At 63.2% G+C, this 26,066-nt stretch carries 22 protein-coding genes; 14 read left to right on the forward strand and 8 right to left on the reverse strand.

Features of this window, described 5'->3' with window-relative positions; genetic code table 11:
* Positions 1-209 precede the first annotated feature (209 nt).
* The gene (locus NKH37_RS17710; protein WP_023716700.1) at positions 210-1,058 is read left to right on the forward strand and encodes a MurR/RpiR family transcriptional regulator; all 849 of its coding nucleotides are present in this window, start codon (positions 210-212) and stop codon (positions 1,056-1,058) included.
* 43 nt (positions 1,059-1,101) lie between these two features.
* Here NKH37_RS17710 and NKH37_RS17715 read toward each other — a convergent pair whose 3' ends face one another.
* The gene (locus NKH37_RS17715; protein WP_245278491.1) at positions 1,102-1,947 is read right to left on the reverse strand and encodes a FadR/GntR family transcriptional regulator; all 846 of its coding nucleotides are present in this window, start codon (positions 1,945-1,947) and stop codon (positions 1,102-1,104) included.
* A 21-nt stretch (positions 1,948-1,968) separates the two neighbouring features.
* Here NKH37_RS17715 and NKH37_RS17720 point away from each other — a divergent pair, with 21 nt between their 5' ends.
* The 13 genes from NKH37_RS17720 (at position 1,969) to NKH37_RS17780 (ending at position 17,920) form a co-directional block, all read left to right on the forward strand.
* Entirely contained in the window at positions 1,969-2,847 is an 879-nt protein-coding gene (locus tag NKH37_RS17720) for a fumarylacetoacetate hydrolase family protein (RefSeq protein WP_023716702.1), read from the forward strand.
* Positions 2,844-3,623, forward strand: coding sequence for an alpha/beta fold hydrolase (locus NKH37_RS17725; RefSeq protein ID WP_352845844.1), 780 nt, complete (start codon positions 2,844-2,846; stop codon positions 3,621-3,623). The genes NKH37_RS17720 and NKH37_RS17725 overlap by 4 nt, the downstream gene beginning before the upstream one ends.
* Positions 3,624-3,677: 54 nt before the next feature.
* Positions 3,678-5,018, forward strand: a complete 1,341-nt coding sequence (locus tag NKH37_RS17730) for a metal-dependent hydrolase family protein (RefSeq protein ID WP_352493952.1) — start codon at positions 3,678-3,680, stop codon at positions 5,016-5,018.
* A 74-nt stretch (positions 5,019-5,092) separates the two neighbouring features.
* Positions 5,093-6,094 (forward strand): branched-chain amino acid ABC transporter permease, encoded by a 1,002-nt coding sequence (locus tag NKH37_RS17735; RefSeq protein ID WP_023716705.1) that lies wholly within the window; start codon positions 5,093-5,095, stop codon positions 6,092-6,094.
* Positions 6,091-7,116: a branched-chain amino acid ABC transporter permease gene (locus NKH37_RS17740; RefSeq protein WP_352493953.1), complete on the forward strand. Its 1,026-nt coding sequence runs from the start codon at positions 6,091-6,093 to the stop codon at positions 7,114-7,116. Before NKH37_RS17735 ends, NKH37_RS17740 begins: the two co-directional genes overlap by 4 nt.
* 46 nt (positions 7,117-7,162) lie before the next feature.
* The gene (locus tag NKH37_RS17745) at positions 7,163-8,410 is read left to right on the forward strand and encodes an ABC transporter substrate-binding protein (protein ID WP_352855261.1); all 1,248 of its coding nucleotides are present in this window, start codon (positions 7,163-7,165) and stop codon (positions 8,408-8,410) included.
* Between the two features lie 27 nt (positions 8,411-8,437).
* On the forward strand, positions 8,438-9,223 hold the full coding sequence (locus NKH37_RS17750) for an ABC transporter ATP-binding protein (protein ID WP_352493955.1): 786 nt from the start codon (positions 8,438-8,440) through the stop codon (positions 9,221-9,223).
* The gene (locus NKH37_RS17755; protein ID WP_352493956.1) at positions 9,216-11,471 is read left to right on the forward strand and encodes an ABC transporter permease; all 2,256 of its coding nucleotides are present in this window, start codon (positions 9,216-9,218) and stop codon (positions 11,469-11,471) included. Before NKH37_RS17750 ends, NKH37_RS17755 begins: the two co-directional genes overlap by 8 nt.
* A 79-nt stretch (positions 11,472-11,550) precedes the next feature.
* Entirely contained in the window at positions 11,551-13,737 is a 2,187-nt protein-coding gene (locus NKH37_RS17760) for a flotillin family protein (RefSeq protein WP_352845849.1), read from the forward strand.
* A gap of 81 nt (positions 13,738-13,818) precedes the next feature.
* On the forward strand, positions 13,819-14,256 hold the full coding sequence (locus tag NKH37_RS17765) for an SRPBCC family protein (RefSeq protein ID WP_023716711.1): 438 nt from the start codon (positions 13,819-13,821) through the stop codon (positions 14,254-14,256).
* 10 nt (positions 14,257-14,266) lie between these two features.
* Complete coding sequence (locus NKH37_RS17770) at positions 14,267-15,784, forward strand: zinc-binding dehydrogenase (protein WP_023716712.1); 1,518 nt, start codon at positions 14,267-14,269, stop codon at positions 15,782-15,784.
* Between the two features lie 86 nt (positions 15,785-15,870).
* Positions 15,871-16,980: a carbohydrate kinase gene (locus tag NKH37_RS17775; protein ID WP_352845852.1), complete on the forward strand. Its 1,110-nt coding sequence runs from the start codon at positions 15,871-15,873 to the stop codon at positions 16,978-16,980.
* 10 nt (positions 16,981-16,990) lie between these two features.
* Positions 16,991-17,920, forward strand: a complete 930-nt coding sequence (locus tag NKH37_RS17780; RefSeq protein WP_352547528.1) for a pseudouridine-5'-phosphate glycosidase — start codon at positions 16,991-16,993, stop codon at positions 17,918-17,920.
* A gap of 35 nt (positions 17,921-17,955) precedes the next feature.
* Here NKH37_RS17780 and NKH37_RS17785 read toward each other — a convergent pair whose 3' ends face one another.
* From NKH37_RS17785 to NKH37_RS17815, 7 genes are all read right to left on the reverse strand, one after another.
* A complete protein-coding gene (locus NKH37_RS17785; RefSeq protein WP_352493960.1) occupies positions 17,956-19,371 on the reverse strand; it encodes an FAD-binding oxidoreductase in 1,416 nt (471 codons plus the stop codon).
* 82 nt (positions 19,372-19,453) lie between these two features.
* Positions 19,454-20,734 (reverse strand): amylo-alpha-1,6-glucosidase, encoded by a 1,281-nt coding sequence (locus NKH37_RS17790; protein ID WP_023716716.1) that lies wholly within the window; start codon positions 20,732-20,734, stop codon positions 19,454-19,456.
* Between the two features lie 38 nt (positions 20,735-20,772).
* Positions 20,773-21,813 (reverse strand): ABC transporter ATP-binding protein, encoded by a 1,041-nt coding sequence (locus NKH37_RS17795; RefSeq protein ID WP_352482714.1) that lies wholly within the window; start codon positions 21,811-21,813, stop codon positions 20,773-20,775.
* 21 nt (positions 21,814-21,834) lie between these two features.
* The gene (locus NKH37_RS17800; RefSeq protein WP_352493961.1) at positions 21,835-22,674 is read right to left on the reverse strand and encodes a carbohydrate ABC transporter permease; all 840 of its coding nucleotides are present in this window, start codon (positions 22,672-22,674) and stop codon (positions 21,835-21,837) included.
* Positions 22,671-23,516 (reverse strand): carbohydrate ABC transporter permease, encoded by an 846-nt coding sequence (locus tag NKH37_RS17805; protein ID WP_023716719.1) that lies wholly within the window; start codon positions 23,514-23,516, stop codon positions 22,671-22,673. Before NKH37_RS17805 ends, NKH37_RS17800 begins: the two co-directional genes overlap by 4 nt.
* Before the next feature lie 76 nt (positions 23,517-23,592).
* Entirely contained in the window at positions 23,593-24,861 is a 1,269-nt protein-coding gene (locus NKH37_RS17810; protein ID WP_352845855.1) for an ABC transporter substrate-binding protein, read from the reverse strand.
* Between the two features lie 38 nt (positions 24,862-24,899).
* Positions 24,900-25,943, reverse strand: a complete 1,044-nt coding sequence (locus NKH37_RS17815; RefSeq protein ID WP_352493963.1) for a LacI family DNA-binding transcriptional regulator — start codon at positions 25,941-25,943, stop codon at positions 24,900-24,902.
* Positions 25,944-26,066: the final 123 nt, after the last annotated feature.

A 26,066-nucleotide genomic window follows, 5' to 3' on the forward strand; every position in this document is an offset into this window, starting at 1 on the left:
CCCTAATCCAAGGTGTCGGCGAGTCTACGCGCTTGCAGGCGATCTTTCATGTCCGAATTCCCGTGCATGTCCGAATCGTTGGTGTGGGCGAAAGGCCAGGCCGAAACCGCACGGGTCGAGATTTGATAGATCATTCTTGGCTGTCAATCAGGAACGGAATAATTTATTCCTTGGCTTGGCATTGTCGATGACTGGCAACAGGGGAACGCATGTCCGTCCTGAAGAAGATCGAGGCCAAGCTCGAGATCATGGCGCCCGGCGATCGCGAGATCGGGCGGTACATCGTCGACAATCCCGACCAGATGCTGCGCCTGTCGACGGCGGCGCTCGCCGCCGAAATCGGCCGCAGTCAGTCGAGCGTCGTCAAGTTCAGCCAGAAGCTCGGCTATGCCAGCTATCAGGAGCTCAAGCTCGCCGTCAGCGAGGCCAAGTCGCAGGAATGGCACGTGCCGGCCGGCATGATCCACGGTTCGATCGAGGTCGGCGACAGCTATCTGGTCATCTTGCGCAAGCTGATCGGCAGCAAGCTCTTGTCGATGCAACAGACCGTCGCAGCCAACACCGAGCAGGAAATCGGCAAAGCCCTCGAAGCGTTGAACGGGGCGCGCCGCATTCATCTGGCCGGCGTCGGCGCATCCTCGCTCGTGGCGCGCGATTTCTCCTACAAGCTGATGAAGCTCGGCCGCAACGTGCTGCACGACAGCGACAGCCATGTGCAAATGGCCAATGTCTCGACGCTTGGACGAGGCGACGTGCTGTTCGCGCTCTCCTATTCCGGGGCGAGCATCGAAACCCTGCGGATAGCCGAACTGGCTCGCAAACGTGGCACCACCGTGATCGCCGTCACTGGACTTCGCGACAATCCGCTGAGCCGCGTTGCCGACATTCGCCTCCACACGATCGCCGATGAAGAGCGCGCGCGCTCTTCGTCGATAACCGCGCGCGACGCACAACTGACGCTCACCGACCTGCTGTTCATCCTGCTCGTGCAGAAGCAGCCTGACGCCAACGAATACGTCCACAACAGCGAACTGGCCGTCTCGGTACTGAAGGCTTAGTCGTTGGACGCATCTCACCCGCTCTCCTTGAGCCGCGCGTCTATTAGCGGCCCAGAAGGTTGCGCTCGACTGTCTTGAGATGGGCGAGCATCGCCTGGTTGGCGCTTTCCGGGTCGCGGCGCAGCAATGCGTCCAATATTGTCTGATGCTCGTCGCAATAAACGCGCCTGCGCTCCTCCGAGAATGAGCGCTTTTTCATTTCGAACCACGGCGATTGGTTGCGGATCGTGCGCATGAGATTGTGAATCTCTTTCAGGAAGTCATTGCGGCAGCAGGCGAAGACGCAGTGATGGAACTCGGCGTCCCAATGCTCGAAGTCCGGCATGTCCTCGGCAGCGCATGCGGTCTGATGCGCTTCGCGAACCGCGTTTAGTTCCGCCATGCTGGCATTTGTGGCGGCGAAGGCCGCCGCCGCTGGCTCCAGCAACTGCCTGATCTCCATCATGTCGGCGGGGCTGGTGCCTTCCATCCGCGTGACCGTCGCCGCGATGGAATCGGGATTGGTCGCAGTCAGAAAAGTGCCGCGCCCGACATGCCGGACAACCGTTCCGTCCTCCTCCAGGAAGCCGACGGCACGACGCACCGTATTGCGCGCCACGCCGAACTCGGCCGCAAGGTCGCGCTCGGGCGGCATCCGCCCGTCCTGAAGCCACTCGCCGGCCGAAATCCGTTTTTTCAGCACAGTGGCGATGTCGTTGGCGACGAGCTTGGGCATTTGTTGAGAGCTTTTAATCTGATCCAATGTTGAACCAATACTATCAGCCGGCGCCCTGCCGGTCCAGTACCTGATGAGGTCAAGGCCCGATTTACCGCGACAAGTGACGAAAACCCTCTTGCAGCCTAAACCAATCGGCGATAGCGTGTAACGAAAGAGCTTATATTGGCTCATAAAAGGTTCATGGAGGAACGAATGAAGGTCGCGACGTTTTCGATTGCAGGCGAACGTCGCGTCGGCGTTGTCGATGTCGACAATCAGTCGGTCGCCCCCTTCGATATCCCTGTTGACCAGGCGCTGTCTGGCGTGCTGGCGCTGTTGCGGCGCAACGGCGCCGGGATGCCGCGCACGCTGTCGCCGGTTCCGCTGGCGCAGGTCGAGCTCGAGGCGCCGATACCTTTGCCTGCCCGCAACATCTTTTGCGTCGGCAAGAATTATTATGAACACGCCCACGAGTTTGCCCGCAGCGGCTTCGATTCGAGCGCCGGTGCCGGCGCCATTCCGCAACATCCGATCATTTTCTCGAAGGTCCCCGAATCGGTCGTTGCAACACATTCGAACGTGCTGATCGACCCTTCCATATCGATTGCGATCGATTATGAGGCGGAACTGGCGGTCATTATCGGCAAGGGCGGACGCGGCATTTCGAAAGCCGAGGCTTACGATCACGTCTGGGGTTATACGATTGTCAACGACGTCACTGCCCGCGACCTGCAGGGAAAATATAGCCAATGGCTAATCGGTAAGTCGCAGGATACGTTTTGCCCGATGGGGCCATGGGCGATCACCAAGGATGAGCTCGACCTGGAAAACGCTTCGGTACGTTGTTTCGTCAATGACGACCTCCGCCAGAATTCCAAAATATCGCTGCTCATCTTCGATATTCCGACGATCATATCGACGCTTTCGCAAGGCATCACCTTGAAGCCGGGCGACATCATCGCCACCGGCACGCCGGTCGGTGTCGGCATCGGCTTTGATCCGCCGAAATATCTCAAAGCCGGCGACATTGTGCGGGTCGAGATCGACGGCATCGGGACGCTGGAGAACCGGATCGTGGAGCGGGTGCAATGACAACTGTCACCGTCGGTCCGATTGTCGCGGAAGTCGCCGGCGAGGGCGAGCCGGTGGTGATGATCCACGGTCTCGGCGGAACCTCGAACATGTTCCAGCCGCAGCTGGAGGCGCTCTCGGCCTACCGGGTCATCCGCCTCGACCTGCCTGGATCCGGCCGCTCGCCGCGGCCGCTCGATCCATTGACGATCGAGCTAATGAGCGACGCCGTCATCCGCGCCATGGCGGGCATGGGCGTCACCCGGGCGCATTTCGTCGGCCACTCCATGGGCACGATCGTCTGTCAGTTGGTCGCAGCGATGCAGCCGTCGCTGGTCAGGTCGCTGGTTTTGTTCGGTGCTCTCGCCGAGCCGGCCGAGGCGACGCGGCAAGGCCTTGCCAACCGGGCGCGATTGGCGCGATCGGGCGGTATCGCCGACATCGCCGACCAGATCGTCACCAATGCGCTGTCGGCACATACCAGGGAAACCTCGCTGGCCGCCGTCGCCTTCGTGCGCGAATCCATCACCAGGCAGGACCCGGAAGCCTATGCCCGCAGCTGCGAAGCCCTGGCCAAGGCGACGGCTGTGGATACGCGCCGGATTTCAGCGCCGACCCTTTTGGTTACCGGCGACGCCGATACGGTCAATCCGATGAGCGTCGGCCAGGCGCTTGCCGACAGGATAAAGGGAGCGATATTCTTGTCTTTCGATCGGTGCGGACATTGGGCCACGGTGGAGTGCCCTCGCGAAAGCAGCCAAAGGCTCGCCGATTTTTTGAGACGCGTTGATAGGTGAGGATCGGAATTCGGGCGTAAAAACAGTGCGCTCGACAGTTTGGGAGGTTTTCTGATGGCAGACGACGGCTGGAACGGAAACGGTCCGGGCAGCACGCTCTTTACCAATGTGCGCGTGCTCGATGCGACCGGCGAATACCCCTACACCGGCGAAGTGCTGGTTCAGGGCAACCGTATCAAGCAGATCACCAAGGGCTCGTCGCGTTTCGGCTCGCCGGCTGTGTCGTCCTCCTACAGCGGCTTGTCAGGCGGTGTCACAACGATCGACGGCATGGGCGCGACGCTGATGCCGGGCATGATCGACGCGCATCTGCATCTCTCCTGGAACAACGCGCCCGGCATCGACCCGATCCAGATGATGGAGGTGGAAGAGCACATGCTGGTCACCATGGAGATGGCCAAGCTGGTACTCGACGCCGGCTTCACTGCCGGCCGCGGCGCCGCAGCCGCCAAGCCGCGGCTCGACGTGGTGTGCAAGAAATTCATCAATCAGGGGCGTTTTCCCGGACCGCGTTACCTCGCCGCCGGTCCCGAGATCACGACGGTCGGCGGCCTCGGCGATTCCGCGCCTTCGCACATTCCGCATGAAGGCCTCAATCTCGGCATCGTCGTCTCAGGTCCCGAGGAAATCCGCCGCACGGTGCGCCAGTTGATCAAATACGGTGTGGATTCCATCAAGCTCAATCTGTCAGGCGAAAGCATCACCGGCATGGGCGCCGAAGAAACGCCAATGTCGGAGGAAGAGGTCGCCATGGCCGCCTCCGAGGCGCGCTGCCGCAACAAGGTGCTGTCGGCACATGCGCGCTCATCCGGCTCGGTCAAGCAGTGCGTCCGTCATGGCATCCAGAACATCTACCACGCTTCGTTTGCCGACGAGGAAGCTCTGGACATGCTCGAGGCGGCCAAGGACAAGCATTTCGTGGCCCCCGGCATCGCCTGGCTGATCAACACCGCGCGCCATGCCGAGCAATGGGGCATCAAGCCTGGTTCGCCGCTTTCGCTCGAATATGAGCGTGAGCTCGAAATGTGCATCGAGACGATGAAGAAGATGCATCGACGCGGCATCCGCGTCTGCATCGGTGGCGACTACGGTTTTGCCTGGACGCCGCAAGGCACCAACGCCAAGGACATCCAGACCTTCGTCGAGATGCTTGGCTTCTCGCCGATGGAGGCAATCCAGGCCGGGACCAAATATGGCGGACAGATCATGGGGATGGGCGACGAGCTCGGCATGATCAAGGAAGGTTATCTCGCCGATCTGCTGTTGATCGACGGCGACCCGATATCGGACGTGCGCATCCTGCAGGACAAGAACCGCATCCTCGCCATCATGAAGGACGGCAAGTTCCACAAGGCGCCGCGCTTGAATGAGCAGCGCCGCCGGCTGACCGCATGAGCATTCTGGACCGGCCATCTTCGCCCGACATTTCGCGGCCTAAGACTTCGGGGCTCGAGATTTCTGGCGGCGGCATGACGCGCAGACAGGCGTGGGGTCTTTTCTGGCTCCTCGCAGCTGCCGTCATTGCATGGCTGGTCTTTGCCGTCTGGCCGGACTGGCTGAACGCCATCCTGATTTCCAAGAAGGCATTCGTCAGCGCCATCCTCAACGGCATCACCCTGGCTGGCCTTTATTTCCTGGTCGCCAGCGGCTTTACCCTGATCTTCGGCCTGATGCGCAACGTCAACCTGGCGCATGGCTCGCTCTATCTGCTTGGCGCCTATATCGGCTATGAGGTGGCGAACCGCACCGGCTACTGGCTGCTGGGTGTCGCCGCGGGCTTTATCGTTCTGGCCCTTGTCGGCGTCGTCATGCAGATCTTCGTCTTCCGGCGACTGGAAGGCGACGACCTTCGCCAGACCCTGGTCAGCATCGGTATCTCGATCGTCGCCGCCGACCTGATGCTGGCGGTCTGGGCCGGCGGCACCTATCAGATCCCGGTGCCGGAATGGCTCGACGGTGCACTGACCTTACCGGTGGTCACGGCCGTGCGGTCTAACGGCGTCTCGGTGTTTCTCACCTACCCGCTTTATCGCGTCGTCGTGCTGGCGGCTGCGATCGTTATCGGCATCGGCCTTTGGCTGATGCTGCACAAGACGCGCGTCGGCATGATGGTCCGCGCCGGCGTCGACGACCGCGCCATGCTGTCGGCCTCGGGCGTCAACGTACACGCGGTCTTTGCTATCGTCTTTGCCGTCGGCGCCGGGCTTGCCGGCTTTGCCGGCGTCGTCGGCGGCTCGGCATTGTCGGTTGCGCCCGGCGAGGACGTCCGCTATCTCCTGGCCTCGCTCGTCGTCGTCATCGTCGGCGGCATGGGTTCGATTACCGGTGCTGCAATCGGCGCGCTGCTGATCGGCCTCGCCGAACAGATCGGCCTCGTCTATTTCCCGACCTACGGCATCGTGCTCACCTTCGTCATCATGGTGGTAGTGCTGTCGGTGCGGCCGCAAGGCATCATGGGGAAAGCGCGATGAGCCTGACCGTCGCCGTAGGCGCCGCGCCTCGACAGAACTGGCTGGAGAAGCTCGGCGCCGGTCACATCATCCTTGCCGTAGCATTGGTTCTCTACCCGCTGGTGGCATCCGATTTCTTCCTGACGCAGATCGGCGGTTATTCGCTGATCTTCGGCATGCTCGCACTGTCGCTGATGATGCTGGCCGGCTATGGCGGTATGGTCAGCCTTGCCCAGATCACTGTCGCCGGCATCGCCGCCTATGCCATCGCCATCCTCGGCGAGAACAATTCGAACGTGCTCGGCCTCGGCTGGCCGTGGTGGATCGCAGCACCCTTCGCCATTCTGGCAGCTGCGGTGGCATCGGCGCTGATCGGCTGGATCTCGGTGCGCACCGAAGGCATCTATACCATCATGATCACGTTGGCGATCGCCACCGCGACCTTCTATTTCGCCCAGCAAAACTACGCGATCTTCAACGGCCATTCCGGCTATGCCGGCATTCGCGCGCCGGTGTTCTGGGGCGTCAACTGGCGCGACCCGAAGGCCTTCTATTATCTCTGCCTGGGTTCGGCGGTGCTGTCCTACGCGGGGATACTCTACGGCGCCCGCTCGACCTTCGGCATGACCGTGCAGGCAATCCGCGACAATCCGCGTCGCATGCGCGCGCTCGGCTATCACGTCACCGCACACAAGGTCTTCGCATGGTTCCTGGCTGGAATCATTGCCGGTGTCGCAGGCGTGCTTTTGGTCTGGTTCAATGGGCGCGTTTCACCCGGCACGATCGGCGTCGATGCAGCCATCGACGTGCTGATCATCGCCGTCATCGGCGGTTTGCGCCACCCGATCGGGCCTTTTCTCGGCGCGCTCGTCGTTGTCCTGATGCAGACCTTTGCCATCGACCTTGTCGGAGCCGAGCGTTTCAACACGCTGATCGGGCTGATGTTCCTGGTGATCGTCTTCATCTCGCCGGATGGAATTCTTGGGTTGTGGGGGAGGATCAGACCGCAGCTAGCTCAGGAGTCCTTGCGTTCCGGTCCGTGACGCCGGAGCGGAATGAACTGCATCAATCAATCAAAGGGAGGAAAAAATGAGAATACATCGACGCACACTGCTTGCGCTGGCGCTTGCCACCGGGCTGACAGCTCCGTCTCTGGCGCTAGCCGCCGACGACACGATCAAGATCGGCCTGCTCGCCACTTTCGAGGGACCGTTCACGGTGCTCGGCGAAGACGGCGAGCGCGGCGCGAAGACGGCGCTCGACGAGGTCAGCGGCATGGTTGCCGGCAAGAAGATCGAAATCGTCAAAGGCTCGTCCGACGCTTCACCTGATAGCGCCGTGCGCGCTGCGCGCAAGCTGGTCGAGCAGGATGGTGTCAAGGTTTTGGTCGGCCCGCTTTCGGGCGATGAGGGCCTCGCCGTCAAGGACTATGCCAAGACCCAGCCGACCGTGACCTTCATCAATGGCACCTCGGCGGCGCAGGACACGACGCTGCGCAATCCGGCGGAAAACTTCTTCCGCTTCTCGACCGACGGCGCGCAGTGGATGGCGGGTCTCGGCACCTATGCCTTCAACGACAAAGGCTACAAGCGGGTCGCTACGGTCGCCGAGGACTATTCTTTCCCGTATACGCAGGTCTTCGGCTTCATGGCCGAGTTCTGCAAGGCAGGCGGCAAGGTGCCGTCCAAATCCTGGGTGCCGATCGGCAACAAGGATTTTTCGTCGGTTATCGCGGCCATTCCCGATGACGTCGATGCAATCTACGTCGCGCTTGGCGGCGCCGACGCCGTGAACTTCCTGACCCAGTATCAGCAGGGCGGCGGCGCGGCCCCCTTGATTGGTGGCTCGATCACCGTCGACCAGACGGTGCTGACCTCGAAGGGCAAGCTGCGCGACGTGCTGGTCGGCACGCCTTCCGCCGGACCAACCGCCGACACCAACGACGCGCCTAGTTGGAAAACTTTCGTCGAAGCCTACAAGAAGCAGCCAGGTGCCTTTCCCTCGCCGTCGCTCTTCGCCCACGGCTATTACGTCAACATGAAGGCGACATTGCTCGGTCTCGAACAGGTCGGCGGCGATGTCTCCGATCGCGGCGCCAAACTGCGTGACGCACTCTCGAAACTGTCTTTCGACACGCCGACCGGCAAGGTGTCACTGGACAAGAACCGCAACGCGATTGCCGACATCTACCTGACCGAGGTGACCGAGGGGCCGGACGGCAATCTTTTGAACAAGCTCGTCAAAGTCGTGTCGCAGGTCAACCAGACGCTGGGCATTCCCGAAGACGAGTTCACCAAGCTTGGGGCTGTCAGCCGCGACAATCCGAGCTGCCCGTAACCGCGTGGCTTGCGAGTATATCCGCCCGTGACCGAAACTCTTGCCGCGAACCGTCTCCAAAGCTCCGGCGCCTTTGCGCTGGAACTCGATGGCGTTGCGCGGCATTTCGGCGCTTTGGTGGCGCTCTCCGGCATTGATATGAGGATCGCGGCTGGCGAGCGGCGCGCGGTTCTCGGCTCTAACGGCGCCGGCAAGACCACGCTGTTCAATGCAGTGACCGGCGATTTCCTGCCGACGGCTGGCCGCATCCGCTTCTTCGGCGAGGACATCACCGACTTGCCGCCGCATGAACGCATCCGGCGGGGCTTGCGGCGGACCTACCAGATCTCGCAGCTGTTCAAAGGCTTGTCGGTTCTCGACTCGATCTTTCTCGCTTGCCGCGGCGTCTCACGCCGACGGTTCTCGCTGCTCCGCCCAAAGGCCACCGACGTCAACATGGTGCAGGCGGAATCGATCCTCAATGCCGTGCATCTCGAGGCCTATCGCGACCTGCTGGTGGCGACACTCAGCCATGGCCAGCAGCGGCAGTTGGAGATCGCGCTGGCGCTGGCCGGCGCGCCACGCTTCATCCTGTTCGACGAGCCGGCGGCCGGCCTGTCGCCGACCGAGCGCCGCGACTTGGTGGCGATCCTCAATGCGCTGCCCAAGCATATCGGCTATATTATCATCGAGCACGATCTGGATGTCGCGCTGCGCGTTTCGGAATATGTGTCGATGATGCACAACGGCCGTCTGTTCAAGGAAGGCACGCCGCAAGAGATCGAGGCCGACCCGGAGGTCCAGGAGATCTATCTCGGGGGCAAGCATGGCTGAGCGCCCCGTTCCCCTCGGCCGAACGCTCCCTTCTGGCCCAGCCTCTTCCGGCAAAATAGGCAAGGCGATCCTCAAAATAGAGGATCTGCAGGTCTATTACGGCGAAAGCCATGCCCTTCAGGGCGTCTCGCTGGCGCTGGAAAGCGGCGTGCTGTCGGTGGTCGGCCGCAACGGCATGGGCAAGTCGACGCTCTGCAACACCATCGTCGGCCTGAAGCGCGCGCGCTCCGGCTCGATCCGCGTCGACGGCCGCGAGATCACTGCGCTCGAACCGCACGAGATCCATCGCCTCGGCGTCGGTTATGTGCCGCAAGGGCGGCGCGTCTGGCCAAGCCTGAGCGTTGATGAGCATCTCCGTCTCGCTGCCGGCAATCGGCGCGATGCGAGTTGGACCGTCGAACGCATCTACCAGACATTTCCGCGCCTCGCCGAGCGCCGCACCAATGGCGGCTCGCAGCTCTCCGGCGGCGAACAGCAGATGCTGGCGATCTCGCGTGCCCTGCTCAGCGACCCGAAGCTGCTGGTCATGGACGAGCCGACCGAAGGCCTTGCGCCGATCATTGTCGACCAGGTTGAGCGGATGCTGGTCACCTTGGCCGAGGAAGGTGAGATGGCGATCCTCGTCATCGAGCAGAATATCGGCGTGGCGACCGCGGTTTCCAACCAGGTCGCCATCATGGTCAACGGCCGCATCAATCGGCTGATGGACGCGGCAGCGCTCGCGGCAGACCGGGAATTGCAGCAACGGCTGCTTGGTGTCGGACGCCATGCCGACGAGACGTCCGTCACGCCGGCAGCCGCGGCACAGGCGAAGGACCAGTTGGCTGAAGTCTACCGCATCGACCGGACGGCTACCGGTTCCGAACCGATGACCCAGAATGGAACCTACCTTCCGGTCACCGAACTGCCCAACCGCTGGAACGTGCCGGTCACGGCCATGCGGCAAGCGGCTATCGAGAGGGCCGCGCCACAGGACGATTTGAAGAAGGTCTTTGCAATTCCTTTCGCCGAACGCATTGGAAGAACAGTGCTCGTCGCCGGCACTTTCGATACCAAGGGCAAGGAATTGCGGTTCGTCGCCGACCGGCTGAAGTCCCTCGGCATTCCGGTTCGCACCGTCGACCTCTCCACCTCCGGAAAACCGTCGAGCGCCGACGTTCCTGCCATGCAGGTAGCCGGAATGCATATGCGGGGATCGGCGGCCGTTTTCACCAATGATCGCGGCGGCTCGGTGAGCGCTATGGCGGAAGCCTTCGCGCGCTGGATCGAGCGCGAGCCGCGCATTGGCGGCGTCATCTCGGCCGGCGGCTCCGGCGGCACCACGCTGGCAACAGCAGGCATGCGCGTGCTGCCCGTCGGCATCCCTAAACTGATGGTGTCGACCGTGGCAGCCGGCGACGTCGCCAAATATGTCGGCGGTGCCGATATCATGATGTTCCATTCGGTCGCCGACGTTCAGGGGTTGAATTCGATCACCGAACAGGTGCTGTCAAACGCCGCGCATGCGATGGCGGGCATGGTCGCGCAGCTGCCCAATGCCGAAGCCTGGGAGGCCAGGCGCAAGCTGGCGCGCCCCGCAGTCGGCATCACCATGTTCGGCGTAACAACGCCAGCAGTGCAGGCGGTGACCAGACTGCTCGAGGCCGACTACGACTGTCTCGTTTTCCACGCCACCGGCATCGGCGGGCGGGCAATGGAGAAGCTCGGCGATTCGCGGCTGCTCTCGGCCTTCCTCGACCTGACCACGACGGAAGTGGCCGACATGATCGTCGGCGGTGTTTTTCCGGCGACTGAAGACCGCTTTGGCGCCGCAATCCGCACCGGCTTGCCCTATGTCGGCTCGACCGGCGCGCTTGACATGGTCAATTTCGGCCCGCGCGACAGCGTGCCGGAGAAATTTCGAAGCCGCAAATTCGTCATCCATAATCCGAACGTCACGCTGATGCGGACAACCCGCGACGAGAACCGCGCCTTTGGCGAATGGATCGGTGCGCGGCTCAATGCCATGAATGGCCCGGTGCGGTTCCTGTTGCCGGAGGGCGGTGTCTCGACGCTCGATGCACCAGGCCAGCCGTTTCACGATCCGGAGGCCGACCACGCCCTGTTCGAGGCGATCGAGAAGACCGTTCGCCAGACGCCGCAGCGCCATCTCGAGCGTGTGGGTGCGAACATCAATGACGCGCTCTTCGTCGATGCGGCGGTCAATGCGTTCCGCGCGATCACGCCGAAACTGCAGAGGCGAGCATAATGGCTTCGAGCACGCGCAATCGTAAAATCGGTGCCGGTAGCCTGTGGCTGACCGCATTCTATTTGGGAGGGTAGAAAAGATGGCCGCGCAGACCTTGGGCGCTTTCCTTTTGTGGCTAATCATTGCCGCGATCGTCGTGGTGATCGCCGTCTACATACTGCGATGGCTTTATCGCCGGTCGACCAAGGAGACGGCATTCGTGCGCACCGGCTTCATGGGCGAGAAGGTGGTGGTGAACGGCGGCGCTTTCGTCATTCCGGTGCTGCACGAGATCACGCCGGTCAACATGAACGTCCTGCGCATCGAAGTGCGCCGCGAGGATGCCTTTGCGCTGATCACCAAGAACCGCATGCGCGTTGATCTGATCGCAGAGTTCTTCGTCCGTGTCGGCGCCGGCCGCGATCTGGTCGCCGCCGCAGCCCAGACGCTCGGGCGCCGCACGCTGCAGCCCGACAGCCTGCGCGAATTGCTGGAGGGCAAGTTCGCCGGTGCCATGCGCACCGTTGCCGCCCAGATGACGCTGGAAGAGATGCACGAGCTGCGCGGCGACTATGCGGCCAGGGTCCGGCAGCTTGCCTCGGAATCGCTCGCCGCCAACGGGCTGGAGTTGGAAAGCGTCGCCATCGTCGACCTCGACCAGACCAGCCTCGAATATTTCGATCCGTCCAATGCCTTCGACGCCGAAGGCCTCACCCAACTGACGGAATCGATCGAGACGCGCCGCAGGATGCGCAACGAGATCGAGCAGCGCACGCTGGTCGACATCCGCAACCAGAACCTCGACACCCAGCGCAAGGTGCTGGAGATCGACCGCGACACCGAATACGCCCGCCTCGAGCAGGAGCGCGAGGTCGAGATACGTCGCGCCTCGCAGCGCTCCGAACTCGCCAGGGAGCGGGCGATCCGCGACCAGGAGGCCGAGCAGGCGCAACTGTCGGCGCGCGAGGCCGTCGAGAAATCGCGCCTCAACCAGGAGCGCAACATTACCGAGGAGCGCATCAAGAGCGAGGAAGACACGCAGCGCCGCGAGATTGCGCGCCGCCGCGCCCTCGATGAGACGGAAATGAAAATGCGCGAACTGACCGAGCGCGAGCAGATCGCGCTAGAGCTCGCCCTGGAAAAGGCCAGGATCGAACGCGAAGGCACGCAGAGCGAGCTCGAGATCGAGCGCAGGAAAGCCCTCGAAATCGCCGAGCTCGAACGCCAGATCGCGCTGGCGGAAAAGGCATTGGAGGTTACCAGGGCCGAGGCGGAAAAGCGCCGCGCCGAAATTGTCGAGAACCAGGCGACCGAAACAGCGCGGATCGGGCAGGAGCGTGCCATCGACGAGGTCAGGATTGCACGCGAGCGTCACCTCGAGGCGCTGCAGATCGCCAAGCGCCAGGCTTTCGAGGAAGCCGAAATATCGGCCGGCGAAGAGGTCGAGCGCGCTCGCATCACCACCGAGCGCGGCATCGAGGAGGCGCGGCTGATCAAGGACCGCGACATCCGCCAGCTCGGCGTCGAGCGCGACCAGAAGATCGAGATAGCCGAAATCCAGAAGGCCATCGACATCGCCAAAAAGACGCAGGAGCGTTCCTCCGCTATCGCGGCATCCGAGGCGGTGCGCGCCAAGGCCATCCAGGCTGAGGAGCAGGCCTTCACGGCGCGCGAGCGCGAGATCGCCGAGCGCCGCAAGCTGACCGACTTGATCGGTGCGGCTCGCGAGGCCGAGCGCGAGGCCTTGCGCATAACCGCGGCCGCAGATGCCGAGATGAAGGCGGCCAAGAGCCTGGCCGAAGCGCAGAAGATCGCCGCTGTTGCCGCGGCCGAGGCGGAGAAGATCCACGCCCTTGCGGCGGCCCAGCGCTACGAGGTTGATGCCGCCGGCCATCGTCAGCTCAACGAGGCCGACAATCTGCTCTCCAACGAGGCTCGTGCCGGTCGCCTGCGCGGCAAGTTGCTCGACCACATGGAAGGCATCATCCGCGAAAGCGTCAAGCCGATGGAGAAAATCGACGGCATCAAGATCCTGCACGTCGACGGCATCAATGGCGGGCAGGGCGGCAACCGCAACGTCACCGACGAGGTGATCGATTCGGCGCTGCGCTACCGGGTCCAGGCGCCGATGATCGATAATCTGATGAAGGAGATCGGCATCGAGGGCGGCTCGCTCGGCCGCATGACCGACGTGCTGCGCGATGCCAAGGACATATCGAGCCTGACCCGCGACGAGAAAGGCAAAGGCAAGGTCAGCAAGGACGACGATGACGACCGCGACCGCTGACCAGGTCCGGTGGGCGGTGTGCTGTGCGAATGAGTGGCGATGCCTCGGCACCGGCCGCTCGTTCGATGCGGGCGGTGGGGCATGACCAAGGTCTATGTGTCCTCGGTCATCCCTGCGCCGGCTGCGGAAGTCTGGAAGCTCGTGCGCAACTTCAACGGCCTTCCCGCCTGGGCGCCATTCGTTGCGGAGAGCCGCGTCGAACAGAACGCACCGGCCGACCAGATCGGCTGCATCCGCAACTTTGTGCTCAGGGATGGCGGGCGGATTCGCGAAAAATTGCTGGCACTGTCCGACTACGATCTGTCGTGCAGTTACGCTATCCTGGAAAGCCCGATGGCGGTGGAGAATTATATCGCCACGCTGTCGCTGACGCCGATCACCGACGGCAATCTCACTCTGGCCGAATGGGAGGCGGAGTTCGACTGTGCGCCTGAGCGCGAAGCAGCACTTATGCATCAGATCGGCACCGGCGTCTTCCAGGCGGCGTTGAGCGCACTCAAGCAGCGCTTCGGGCGCTGACATTCCCGCGATGGTTCAAGTCCGCCAGAGCACCATCATCGATGCGCCGATCGATGATGTCTGGTCGATTCTGCGCGATTTCAACGGCCATGAACGCTGGCACCCGGCGATCTCGTTCAGCGAAATCGAAGGTGGCGACCCGGTCGACGCGGTCGGTTCGGTTCGTCGTTTCCGCCTGGCCGATGGCGGCGAGTTGCGCGAACAGCTGCTGGCGCTGTCCGACAAGGACTTTCGGCTCGCCTATTGCCTGCTCGAAGCGCCGCTGCCGCTGATGGGTTATGTCGCATCGATCCAGCTGAAGCCGGTGACCGACGGCAACGCGACCTTCTGGGAATGGCGTTCCGAATTCCATCCACCTACGCACCGCCGCGACGAACTGGTCAAGCTCGTCTCCGAAGGCATTTATCAGGCCGGCTTCGCGGCGATCCGTAGCCTTTTGCGAGGAAGGGTTCTGACTGCCAAGGCAAGAGCGCCGACGCCGGCACCTCCGTCAGCCCCGCCGCTGATCCCTTCGCCGGTCTCTTCCGCAACAACATCGTTCGGCCAGTCAGCAACAACCAGGGCTATTGTGGTCGAGCGCTATGGCGGTCCGGAGGTGCTGCAACTCAAGGAGATCGGCTTGCCGCCGCCGGCGCCGAACGAGGTGCGGATCCGCCATACTGTGATCGGCGTCAACTTCATCGACGTCTATTGCCGCACCGGCTATTTCGACCTTTTGCAACCACCGGGCGTGCCTGGCATGGAGGCGGCCGGCGTCGTCGAAGCGGTCGGTTCGGAGATTGCCGGTTTCTCGGTCGGCGACCGCATCGCCTATGCCTGCCCGCCGGTCGGCGCTTATACCGAGCGGCGCAACATGGTGCCCGATCTGCTGGTTCGCCTGTCCGACGATATTCCCGACGAGATTGCGGCCGCGGGGCTGCTCAAGGGCATCAGTGCGAGTTTTTTGCTGCATGATATCCATGCGGTGCAGCCGGGCTCCGTCGTTCTCGTCCATGCCGGCGCCGGCGGCATCGGCCAGCTTCTGGTGCAATGGGCACGCCATCTCGGCGCAACGGTCATTGCAACGGTGTCGAGCGACGACAAGGCGCGCATCGTCGAACGCCTCGGTGCCCATCATGTCATCGTCTACTCGCGTGAGAATTTCACTGAGGCCGTCATGCGGCTGACGGGAGGCGTCGGCGCCGATGTGGTCTACGATGCGGTCGGCCAGGATACGTTCGGCGGCTCGCTGGCGGCGCTCCGCATTCGCGGTCACCTCGTCAGTTTCGGTCAGGCGTCAGGGCCGATCGGCAATTGGGACATCGGCCGCTTTGCATCAAAGTCGATCACCGTATCGCGTCCCAACTATGCGCATTACACCGACACGCCGGAAAAACTAGCCCCGCACGTCGAGCGTTTCTTTGCCGCGCTGCGACAGGGCGTCGTCAGGATCGAAGCGCCCAAGCGCTATAACCTATCCGACGCCGGCGAGGCTCACCGCGACCTTGAGGCCAGGCGGACAACAGGCGCATTGGTGCTGGTGCCGTAGCCGACACTCGGTCGAAAACAGATGTTGACAATGTCATCTGTTGTTGCGAAGGCGTTCAGCCTCGAATTTGACGGCCGGGCGGGACAATGGACGACCTTGGAGCACAGGAACAAGCGGTTCTCGACCTCATTGCGGCGAACCCGTTCGCCGGCCAGCAGGACATAGCAACGGCGCTCGGCATCGCCCGCTCGACGGTCGCGGCCCACATCGTGCAACTCGTCAACAAGGGCTACATTCTCGGCCGTGGTTACGTCTTGCCGACGTCCAAGCGCATGGTCTGCGTCGGCGGCGCGGTGCTCGACCGCAAATACCACGCCAAGAAGGATCTGATTTTCGAGACGTCGAACCCGGTCGACGGCTATCGCAGCTTCGGCGGGGTCGCCCGCAACGTCGCCGAAAACCTTGCCCGCCTCGGCGTCGACATAAGCTTCGTCTCGATCGTCGGCGACGATGAAACCGGCCGCTCGCTGGTGCGGCACCTGCGCGATCTTGGCGCCGATGTCAGCCAGGTCATCACCACCACGGAACGGCCGACGGCGGAATATGCCGCCATCCTCGACCGCAACAATGATCTGGTGCTCGGCATTGCCGACATGGAGATCTTCGATCTGTTTTCGTCGTCCTATCTCGACCGCTTCTGGCCGCATCTGGCTTCGGCGACATGGGTGTTCATCGACTGCAATCTGCCGGCTTCGACCATCGCAGCACTGATCTCGCGCAAGCAGGGCGCGCGCTTCAAGCTCGCCGTCGACACAGTCTCGTCGCCGAAATCAGCGCGCCTGCCTAAGGATCTGACCGGCATCGACCTTCTGTTCACCAACCATGACGAGGCCAATACGATGCTCGGCATGACGGATGCCGACAAGCGGCTAACGCCGAAGGAAGCAGCAGCAGCGCTGCGCGCGGCCGGCGCCAGCACGGTGATCGTAACCGCAGGCGCGCATGGATTTGCCGTTGCGACCGAGAGCGGTGTTACGACGATGCGCTCCGTCCCGGCGCAGGCCGTCGACATCACCGGCGCCGGTGACGCGATGATCGCTGGCACTTTGTACAAGGTGCTTTCGGATGATCCGGTAGCTCATGCCGTCCGCACCGGCGCACTGCTCGCCACGCTGACCACGGAGACCGAATCCAGCGTCCACCCCGATCTATCGCCGCGCTTCCTTGCCGCCGGCATGTACCGCATTCCTGCCTGAAAGCGAGATGATGAAACCTTCCCTTGTCCACCTGAACGATGAAGTCGCTACCGCGCTTGATGAAGGCCGCGCGGTGGTGGCACTGGAATCGACGATCATCACCCACGGCATGCCCTATCCGGCCAATCTGGAGACGGCCCGCGACGTCGAAACCGTGGTACGCGAGAACGGCGCCGTGCCCGCCACGATCGCAGTGGTCGCCGGCAAGATCAAGGTTGGCCTCGACGACCGTGAACTGGAAGAGTTGGCAGCGGCAAAGGGCGTGGTCAAGGCTTCCGGGCGCGATCTCGCCGCCATCATGGTGCACGGCGGCTCGGCCGGAACCACCGTCTCGGCGACGATGCGGATCGCGGCACTCGCCGGCATCGGCATTTTTGCGACCGGCGGCGTCGGCGGCGTGCATCGCGGCGCCGAAGCGACTTTCGACATCTCGGCCGACCTGACCGAACTCGGCCAAACCGGCACGACTGTCGTCTGCGCCGGAGTCAAGTCGATCCTCGATATTGCGAAGACGCTGGAATATCTGGAAACCCAGCGTGTGCCGGTGATCGCCTATGGGAGTGATGATTTTCCGGCTTTCTACACCCGCTCCAGCGGGCTCAAGGCCGATCATCGCCTCGATACCCCCGACGAGATCGCGCGAGCCATGCTGCTGCATGACGAGATGGAATCCGGCACCGGCATTCTCGTCGCCAACCCTATCCCCGAAGCGGACGCGCTCGATCCGGCATTCATCGACGGCACGATCGCAGCGGCGGTAGCCGAAGCGGAGCAGCGCGGCATCGGGCGCAAGGAACTGACGCCGTTTCTGCTCGCCCGCATCAACGAGCTTTCGCAAGGCCGCAGCCTGAAGGCCAACATCGCGCTGGTCCGCAACAACGCCGCGCTCGCCGCCCGCATCGCGGTGGTGCATGCGAAATTGAAGGGCGTGACCAGATAGAGGCAGCACCCGGCCAGCGCTACCGGCCTTCGATTTCAGCCCGTCGCAAGGTCGAAGATGCGCCCGGCATTGAGGATGTTGTTCGGGTCGAAGGCTGCTTTCAGGCGCCGCATGGCCGCAATCTCTGCATCGCTGCGCACCAGATGCAGCCACTCCTTCTTGTCAAGGCCAATGCCATGTTCGGCCGAAACGCCGCCGCCGGCGGCGGCCACACCGCGGTAGACGGTGCCGTATGCGGCTGCCGGATCCACCGTGCGGATCTGGTAATGCAGATTGCCATCGCCGAGATGGCCGAAGACGTAGATGTCGGCGCCGGGGTCGACGGCCTTGATGGCTGCTTCTGTTTCGTCCAGGAAAGTCGCCATTCTCGCCAGTGGGATGCTGATATCGACGCCAATCAGGCCTGCCATCGAAAACAGGAAACGGTTGGCCTCCTCCCGCACCGCCCAGAGCGCCCGGAATTCGCGCGGCGATTGCGAGACGACCACGTCGTCGATCACGCCCTCCTCGACCGCCTGCATCAGCGTCGCGGCAAAGCGTTCGCCGTCGCGGTCGGGCTCGCTGCCCTGTATCTCGGCAAGCACATAGACGGGCGAGCCCGCGGGCAGCGGCGCCGGCGCGTCCATGCCGGCGATCATGGCGCCATAGAGCGGGGCGAAATTCACCTCATAGGCCGAGAGCGAGGGCCCGAGTTTCTGCCTGAGCAGCGCCAGCAGCGCGATTGCAGCGTCGAGCGAAGCAAGCGCGCAGAAGGCGTTGATCTCGGTGGCCGGCTTCGGGTGCAGCCGCAGGCATGCGCGGGTGACCACGCCGAGCGTGCCCTCACTGCCGATGAACAATTGGCTGAGGTCATAGCCGGAATTGTCCTTCGCCAAACCCTTGAGCGAGGTCAGGATGCCGCCGTCGGCAAGCACCGCTTCCAGGCCAAGCACCTGCGCCCGGTACATGCCGTAGCGCAGCACGCGGATGCCGCCGGCATTGGTGGCGACATTACCGCCGACGGTCGCCGCGCCGCGCGCTCCGATGTCGACGCCGAACAGCAAGCCGGCCGCATCGGCGGCTTCCTGCACCGTTTGCAGCGGCGCGCCGGCCTCGGCGATGATGGTCGCCGCTTCACGGTCGAGGGCTTCAACGGAAGTCATACACTCCAGCGACAGCACCGCTTCGCCGGGTTGGACGCGAGCGCCGCCGGCGAGCCCGGTCCGGCCACCCTGGATGACAAGCCTCTGTCCGGCCTCGTTGCACAGGCGAAGTATGTCCGACACCTCGCCGGCCGTACGTGGACGCAGCACGAACTCCGGCGATACGCCGGCTTTGCCGTCGGGGTCTTCCCTGTAACGCGGCCCGGCCTCATCGGCCGAAACGATCGCCGACCGGTCCAGCCGCTTCTCCAGCCGCGACAGGAGTTCGCCGGTCAGTGGGGACAGAGCGCTCACGGATGGTGTCGTCATGCGCCGCTCCTGTAACAGGCAGACGATAGACACGGACTGCTGTTTGTCAAACCCACGCGGGACTGCCAGTCGTGGCCGGCCTTCAGCCTCGACCCTTCAAAAACTCGATCACCATTGCCGCGGTCCAGGTGAAACGGTTACCGCCGAGCGGCTCGCCGCTGAGGGGATCGTAATATTCGGCAAAGCCGCTCTCGGCGATCAGGTCGAGACTGGACTGGGTGATCCGTTGTGCGATTTGGCTGTGGCCGGCGGCGGCAAGGCCATTAGCGATCATGTAGTTGACCACCAGCCAGACCGGGCCGCGCCAGTAGCGCTTGGCGTCGAAGCGCGCATCGCCAGGATCGTGCGAGGGGACGATGTAACGCGCTTTGCCGGCGATGCGCTCGATCGTTGCGGCGATGGCCGCTGCCCGGCTTTCCGGAATAGCCGAAAACACCGGCAGAATGCCGCCGACCGACGCGCTGTCAACGTGCTTTCCGGCCACTCGGTCGAAACAAATGTACTGGCTATGTGTGTCGCTCCACAGCCGTTCCATCGTCGAAAGCCCGTTTTCGGCACGGGCGCGGTTGGCTTTTGCGATTTCGGTTTCGCCAAGTGCCTCGGCGAGATCGGCAAGATCGGCGGCGGAACGGATCAGAATGGCATTGAAGCCGGGATCGACGACCTGGAACGGCGAGGCATCGTGCAGCCTGGCATTATCCCAGCCAAGCCCGCGGAAATGCTGCAGCAGCCAGATATAGCGGTCATACTGTGCCTTGGTTGGACGATGCGCCGGATCGGCGTGCAGGATGTCGCGGCGGGTGTAGGGCTCGACGCCTTCGGTCGGCACGTGCTCAAACGCCTCGTCCCAGTCGATCGAGTTGTCGCGACCGGACTCCCATGGGTGGATTATGGCGACCAGCCCTTCGCCGTTCGGGTCGCGGTTTTCGTAGAACCAGCGGTGCCAGGCATCGATTTTCGGCAGCAACACCCGGGCACGCTCGGCCGCCAGCGTCTTGTCCTTGGCCTGGTCAAACAAGCGGCGCACGGCAAAGCCGGCGACCGCCGGCTGGGTGATGCCCGAGGTGGCGGTCGGGCGGTCCGTCCGCCAGACCTCCGGTCCCGGGAAATAGCCGTCGCTCCAGACATGGAAGACGATGTGCGGTACCATGCCGTCCGGCCACTGGTGGGCGAACAGCGTGTCGATCTCGGTCCAGGCTCGAGCCTCATCGTAGTGGGCAAGACCGAGCGCGGTCAGGCAGGAATCCCAGTTCCACTGGAACGGGTAGAGGCCCTTGGTCGGTATGGTGTAGGTGCCTTGGTCGTTTTCCCTGAGCACCTCTACGGCGCGGGCGATGGTTTCGTCGACAGCAAGAGATATCATGGGGGCGGTCGTACTTTCAGGATCGAAGGGCGTTTGGATCAAAGCGCGTTGGTGGTTTCGGGGTCGAACCAGCGGATGCGGTCGGGTTTGGGCAAGAGCCGCAGGTGATCGCCGACGGCGACCGTGGCATTCGATTCGAGGATGGCGCGGAACAGGCCGCCCTCGACATCGCAGGTGACCAGCGTGTGCGGTCCGAGCGGCTCGACAACGCGCACGGTGGCGTGCAGCCCTTCGGTGCCGGTGTCGACATCCTCGGGGCGAATGGCGAATTCTATCGTCTGCTTGTCCGATTTGGGGCCGGGCAGCGTCAGCCCGGCGACGGTCCAGCTGCCGTCTGCCGCCTTCGTCGCCAGGATGAAATTCATCGGCGGGTTGCCGATGAAGGAGCCGACGAAGCGTGCGGCCGGATTGCGATAGACCTCTACCGGCGAGGCGGCCTGGACGATATGGCCCTGATGCATGACGGCGATGCGGTCGGCGAGGCTCATCGCCTCGACCTGATCGTGAGTGACATAGATGGTGGTGGTCTTGGACGCGGCGAGCACGCCCTTGAGCTCGGCGCGCATTTCGAGCCGCAGCAGCGCATCGAGGTTCGACAGCGGCTCGTCCATCAGGATCACGTCCGGCTCCATCGCAAGTGCCCGAGCGACTGCCACGCGCTGGCGCTGGCCGCCGGAAAGCTGGCCCGAATAGCGCTTCAAAAGCTGCTCGATGTGCATGAGCTCCGCGGTGCGGTTGACGCGCCCCTCGACCTCCTGCTGCGGCAGCTTCTTCATGCGCAGGCCGAAGGCGATGTTCTCGAACACGGTCAGGTGCGGAAACACGGCGTAATTCTGGAACACCATGGCGATGCCGCGTTCGCGCGGCGGCAGATGGTCGACGCGACGGCCGCCGATCCAGACCTCGCCCTGGCTTGGCGTTTCCAGCCCGGCGACCATCCTCAGCAGCGTGGTCTTGCCGCAACCCGAGGCGCCAAGCAGCACCATGAATTCCTGGTCGGCGATGGTCAGGTCGATCGAATGCAGCGCGGTGAAGCCACCGAAACGTTTTGCGACCTGCTTGATGGCGATCTCAGCCATCGGCGTTCTCTTTTGTGCGCGTCATCGGTTGGCGATCCCCCACATGGCGAACAGATATTTGCGAACGGCGAAGATGAAGATCAGCGCCGGGATGACCAGTGCCGCGCCACCGGCGAATTTGAGGTAGAGCGGCGATTCGCCGAGGCTCTGCAGCAGGAAGGCGGTCAGCGTCCGGTTCTCGATGGTGAGCACGGCGGCGGCAAACACTTCGTTCCAGGAGATGGTGAAGGCAAATACCGCCGACGCCGCGATGCCCGGCAGCGCCAGCGGTAGAATGATTTTTCGGAATGCCTGCAATCTCGTGCAGCCGAGCGTCCAGGCCGCTTCCTCCAGCTCGACTGGAATGCCGGAGAAGAGCGAGAACGTGATCAGCACCGCGAATGGCAGCGCCAGCGTGGTGTGGACCAGCGCCAGCCCGATCGCGGTGTCGTCGAGGCCGGTGCGGATGAACATCACCGCCAGCGGTAGCGCCAGCAGCGGCAGTGGGAAGGCGCGGGTCATCAGCACGAGGAAACGGAACGTTTCCTTGCCCGGGAATTCGAAGCGCGACAGCGCGTAGCCCGCGGGTGCGCCGAAGCCGATCGAGAGGAGCATCGTCAGCGTGGCGACGAGAACGGAGTTCCACAGCGCCCTGGCGACGCCGGCGAAATTGATGAAGAAAGAAAGGCTGCCGAAATCGAATGACGGGAAGAAGCGCTTGGGAAAGGCGGTCACCTCTTCCGGCGACGACAGCGCGTTGACGATCAACAGATAGATCGGCAGCAGCACCCAGATGCAAAGCAGGATGACGGTGGCGACCAGCAACCAGTTGCCGGCTTTGCGGGCCTCAGGCGCGGCGATCGACAGCTCCACCGTGCTCATATCCGCGCCTCCTTCGGCACACGCAGCACCCGCAGGAAGAACAGCGTGAAACCGATCGATATGGCGAGGATGAACAGCGCCATGGCGGCGGCGACATTGCGGTCCTGCAGCGTGAACTGCCAATTGTAGGTCTCGCCCATCAGCACCGGCAGATTGGTGCCGCCGAGTGCTGCAACCACCGCAAAGACCTCAAAGGCAAGGATGACGCGCAGGATGATCGCCGTCTGCAGGCTGGGGCGCAGCAGAGGCAGCGTGATCTTGATGAAGCGCTTCCACGGACTAGCGCCAAAAACCTCCGCCGCCTCGTAATATTCCCGGGGGATGAGCCCCATGCCGGCGACCAGAATGACCATCATGATGGCGGTCGCACGCCAGATCTCGGCCAGCGCCACGGCGATGAAGATCGTCAGCTTGCTCTGGTAGCCGAGGAACATGACCGGCCTGTCGATGACGCCGAGATTGGAGAGCAAGGTGTTGAGGAAGCCGGACTGGTCGAAGATGGCGAGCCAGATCAGCCCAGCGGCGAGATCGGAGATGCCGAGCGGAATAGCGAAGATATAAAGCGCGGCGCTGCGCCCGGCCGCAAGTCGCGACACCATCGTTGCCATCAGCAGCGCCATGACCAGCTGGATGGGCACGACGACGGCGCTGAGAAGCAGCGTGTTGCGAACCGTGACCGGAAATTTCCAGCTGCTGGTCATGGTGCGGAAATTGTCGAGCGTAAAGCCGCCGTCGCGGGTGAACGCCTCGAAGGCGACCAGCGCAAACGGATAGAGGAAGAAGACGCAAAGGAACAGCGTCGCCGGCGTCAGCAGCAGATAGGGCAGGGCCTTGCCGTGCATGGAGCTCTCTCTATTCGAAGCTTCAAAAGGGGTGGGCGCCCGGCGCGCTGGAAATCCGGACGCCCGGGGAGGATTCTTAATCGACGGGACAGGCGCCTTGCGATGGTTTGTCGGGCGCCCAGCACGGCGCTTTCGCCTGGTCGATGATCGCCTTCAGCGCCGTCGCCTGTTCGTCGAGCACGCCGTGCACATCCTCGCCGCCGAGCACGATGCGCTCGAAGCTGTCGGTGTAGATCTGATTGAACTTGCCGCCGAGGCCGCCAAGTCCCATCGGCAGCAGCGCCGGCAGCGCATCCGGGGCTCCGGTCATGGTGGCGATCACTGGGCTGAAGGCCTTCACCGAGGCCGGCATGTCGTCGGGCAGCTTGACGTCGACGATGGGGAAGAAGTTTGTCGCCTTGAGCGTCGCGATCTGGGTTTCCGGTTTCAGCATATAGGCGACCAGTGCCTTGGCCTTGTCCATGTCGGGCGAGGTCTTCGGGATAGCGACGCCGGCGACCACCGGCATGTAGCCGCGGCCTGCCGGGCCGGCCGGCGCCGGGAAGGCGACGAAGTCATCGGGTTTCTGGTTGAAGGCGTCGGCGAGGCGCGCCACGTGATCGAATGCCACCCAGACTTCGCCGGTCAACAGCGGCTCCTGCATGAAGGCATAGTTGGTCGAATTCGGGTTGGTGTATTGCCACAATTCCTTGAACTTGTTCCACGCCGTCTCGGCCTCCGCCGAGCGGAACTTGGTCACCATCGAGCCGGTATACGATGGAAGGAGAAAACCCTCGAAGAAACGGTGCTTCAGCCCTTTCGGGCCGGCCGGAAAACCGAATTTGGGCGAACCGGTCTTTTCAGCGATGTTTTTCGCCCACTCGATCAGTTGGTCATAAGTGATGGTGTTGAGATCGGTGCCGGCCGGCAGATATTGCAGCGCCTGCTTGCTGGCCGCCATCAGAAAGGTGGCCTGCATCCATGGCAGGTACTTCTGCTCGCCGGTGCCGAGCATGCCGAGCTTCTTGTAGGTCTCGTTGACCTTGACGCCACCGAGATCGACGCCAGAGAGATCGACAAGGTCCGCGCCGACGGTGGAGAAGTCTCCGTGCAGGCCGCCGAGCACGCCTATGGTGCCGGAGCCGGCCTGCAGTTCGGCCTGAAGGCGGGTGAGCCAGGGCCCGTCCTCGGCGACCTGATAGTCGACCTGGCCGTCAAACCCCTTCAGCACTTCGCTGCGCATCTTCTGTGTCTCTTCCACTGGTCGCGCCTGTGTCGACCAGAACAACACCTGCTGGGCTTGCGCTGCGCCGGCAGCGAGCGACAGCGCCAGCACGGCGCCGGCCAATATCCGCAAAGCATTCATCGTCATCTTCCTCCCTGGGTTGCGCCGCGAAGCGGGCGTCAGTTCTGTCTTGTGGGTGCCGGGCCATGGCTTGCCCGCGAGACAAGTGTCGGCCGGACCAGCCGCGTCAGTGGCGCGTCCGGCCTGTTGCCGATGACGGTCAGCAGCATCTCGCCGATCTCGCGCGCGCACTGGCGGATCGAGGCGTCGAAAGTGGTTAGCCCCGGCGGCGCATAGGCTGAGGCGGCTATGTTGTCGAAGCCGATCACCGAAAGGTCGCGAGGAATGGCAAGGCCGGCTCGGGCAGCCTCTTCCATCACCGTCAGCGCCAGCTCGTCGAACAGCGCGACAATGGCCGTCGGCCGCTCGGTGGCGTGCAGTAGCCGGTTGATTGCATGGATGCGGGCACCGCGATCGAACCGAGGTGCCGTCGCCACATCGAGCCTGACCGTCGGATCGCCTCGGCGGGCGATCGCGGCAGCGAGCCCATCCTGCCTGAGATGGCGAAACGTCATCGGCTCGGAAATCGTCACCAGGCCGAAATGGCGGTGTCCGAGATCGTAGAGCATGTCGAAGGCCTCGCCGAATGCGTGCGCGCCATCGGTATCGAGCCAATGATAGGCAAAGTCACCGTCGAGCAGCCGGCCATGCGCGACGAACGGAAAATTGCGTTGACGCAGATAGGTAAGCCGCTCGTCGACCTCGGCGATGCGGGTGACGACGACCCCATCGGCGCGTCCGGATTCGACAACATGGCGAAGCACGGAAAGTTCCGACTGGCCCTGCGCCGCTGCGGCCAGGATCAGGTCGGAACCGTGCGAAACCAACCCTTCGCCGAGCCCGGTGACGAATTCGCCGAGGAAGGAATCGACCAGATTGGGGCCGCGGATCGGCAGCACCATGCCGACAAAACCGCTGCGGCCGGAGACTAGCGTGCGGGCTGCCGTGTTCGGCACATAGCCGGCCCGGCGCGCGGCCTCGGTGACACGTTGGCGCGTTTTCAATGCGATCTGCTCGTGGCCGGCAAGGGCGCGCGAAACGGTGGTGATCGACAGGCCGAGCTGTGCGGCTAGTTCCTTGAGGGTGGTAACGCGGCCCGGCATCGTTCCTCCCGAACGAAGTTTGAAACGTTTGTAATCAGTCCAAGCGAAATTGCAAACGTTTTAAATGCGCGCGATCGGTGTTGCTTCTTGCCCGTTGGTTCGCGCGGCCCTGTTCGGCCCCGG

Source organism: Mesorhizobium sp. M1217 (assembly GCF_040318275.1).
GTDB lineage: Bacteria > Pseudomonadota > Alphaproteobacteria > Rhizobiales > Rhizobiaceae > Mesorhizobium.

Bases quoted from the DNA above. Each gene is read 5' to 3' on its own strand.
- NKH37_RS17710 (WP_023716700.1), top strand. From the start codon at position 210: ATGTCCGTCCTGAAGAAGATCGAGGCCAAGCTCGAGATCATGGCGCCC.
- NKH37_RS17715 (WP_245278491.1), bottom strand. From the start codon at position 1,947: ATGAGCCAATATAAGCTCTTTCGTTACACGCTATCGCCGATTGGTTTA.
- NKH37_RS17720 (WP_023716702.1), top strand. From the start codon at position 1,969: ATGAAGGTCGCGACGTTTTCGATTGCAGGCGAACGTCGCGTCGGCGTT.
- NKH37_RS17725 (WP_352845844.1), top strand. From the start codon at position 2,844: ATGACAACTGTCACCGTCGGTCCGATTGTCGCGGAAGTCGCCGGCGAG.
- NKH37_RS17730 (WP_352493952.1), top strand. From the start codon at position 3,678: ATGGCAGACGACGGCTGGAACGGAAACGGTCCGGGCAGCACGCTCTTT.
- NKH37_RS17735 (WP_023716705.1), top strand. From the start codon at position 5,093: ATGACGCGCAGACAGGCGTGGGGTCTTTTCTGGCTCCTCGCAGCTGCC.
- NKH37_RS17740 (WP_352493953.1), top strand. From the start codon at position 6,091: ATGAGCCTGACCGTCGCCGTAGGCGCCGCGCCTCGACAGAACTGGCTG.
- NKH37_RS17745 (WP_352855261.1), top strand. From the start codon at position 7,163: ATGAGAATACATCGACGCACACTGCTTGCGCTGGCGCTTGCCACCGGG.
- NKH37_RS17755 (WP_352493956.1), top strand. From the start codon at position 9,216: ATGGCTGAGCGCCCCGTTCCCCTCGGCCGAACGCTCCCTTCTGGCCCA.
- NKH37_RS17760 (WP_352845849.1), top strand. From the start codon at position 11,551: ATGGCCGCGCAGACCTTGGGCGCTTTCCTTTTGTGGCTAATCATTGCC.
- NKH37_RS17765 (WP_023716711.1), top strand. From the start codon at position 13,819: ATGACCAAGGTCTATGTGTCCTCGGTCATCCCTGCGCCGGCTGCGGAA.
- NKH37_RS17770 (WP_023716712.1), top strand. From the start codon at position 14,267: ATGGTTCAAGTCCGCCAGAGCACCATCATCGATGCGCCGATCGATGAT.
- NKH37_RS17775 (WP_352845852.1), top strand. From the start codon at position 15,871: ATGGACGACCTTGGAGCACAGGAACAAGCGGTTCTCGACCTCATTGCG.
- NKH37_RS17780 (WP_352547528.1), top strand. From the start codon at position 16,991: ATGAAACCTTCCCTTGTCCACCTGAACGATGAAGTCGCTACCGCGCTT.
- NKH37_RS17785 (WP_352493960.1), bottom strand. From the start codon at position 19,371: ATGACGACACCATCCGTGAGCGCTCTGTCCCCACTGACCGGCGAACTC.
- NKH37_RS17790 (WP_023716716.1), bottom strand. From the start codon at position 20,734: ATGATATCTCTTGCTGTCGACGAAACCATCGCCCGCGCCGTAGAGGTG.
- NKH37_RS17795 (WP_352482714.1), bottom strand. From the start codon at position 21,813: ATGGCTGAGATCGCCATCAAGCAGGTCGCAAAACGTTTCGGTGGCTTC.
- NKH37_RS17800 (WP_352493961.1), bottom strand. From the start codon at position 22,674: ATGAGCACGGTGGAGCTGTCGATCGCCGCGCCTGAGGCCCGCAAAGCC.
- NKH37_RS17805 (WP_023716719.1), bottom strand. From the start codon at position 23,516: ATGCACGGCAAGGCCCTGCCCTATCTGCTGCTGACGCCGGCGACGCTG.
- NKH37_RS17810 (WP_352845855.1), bottom strand. From the start codon at position 24,861: ATGAATGCTTTGCGGATATTGGCCGGCGCCGTGCTGGCGCTGTCGCTC.
- NKH37_RS17815 (WP_352493963.1), bottom strand. From the start codon at position 25,943: ATGCCGGGCCGCGTTACCACCCTCAAGGAACTAGCCGCACAGCTCGGC.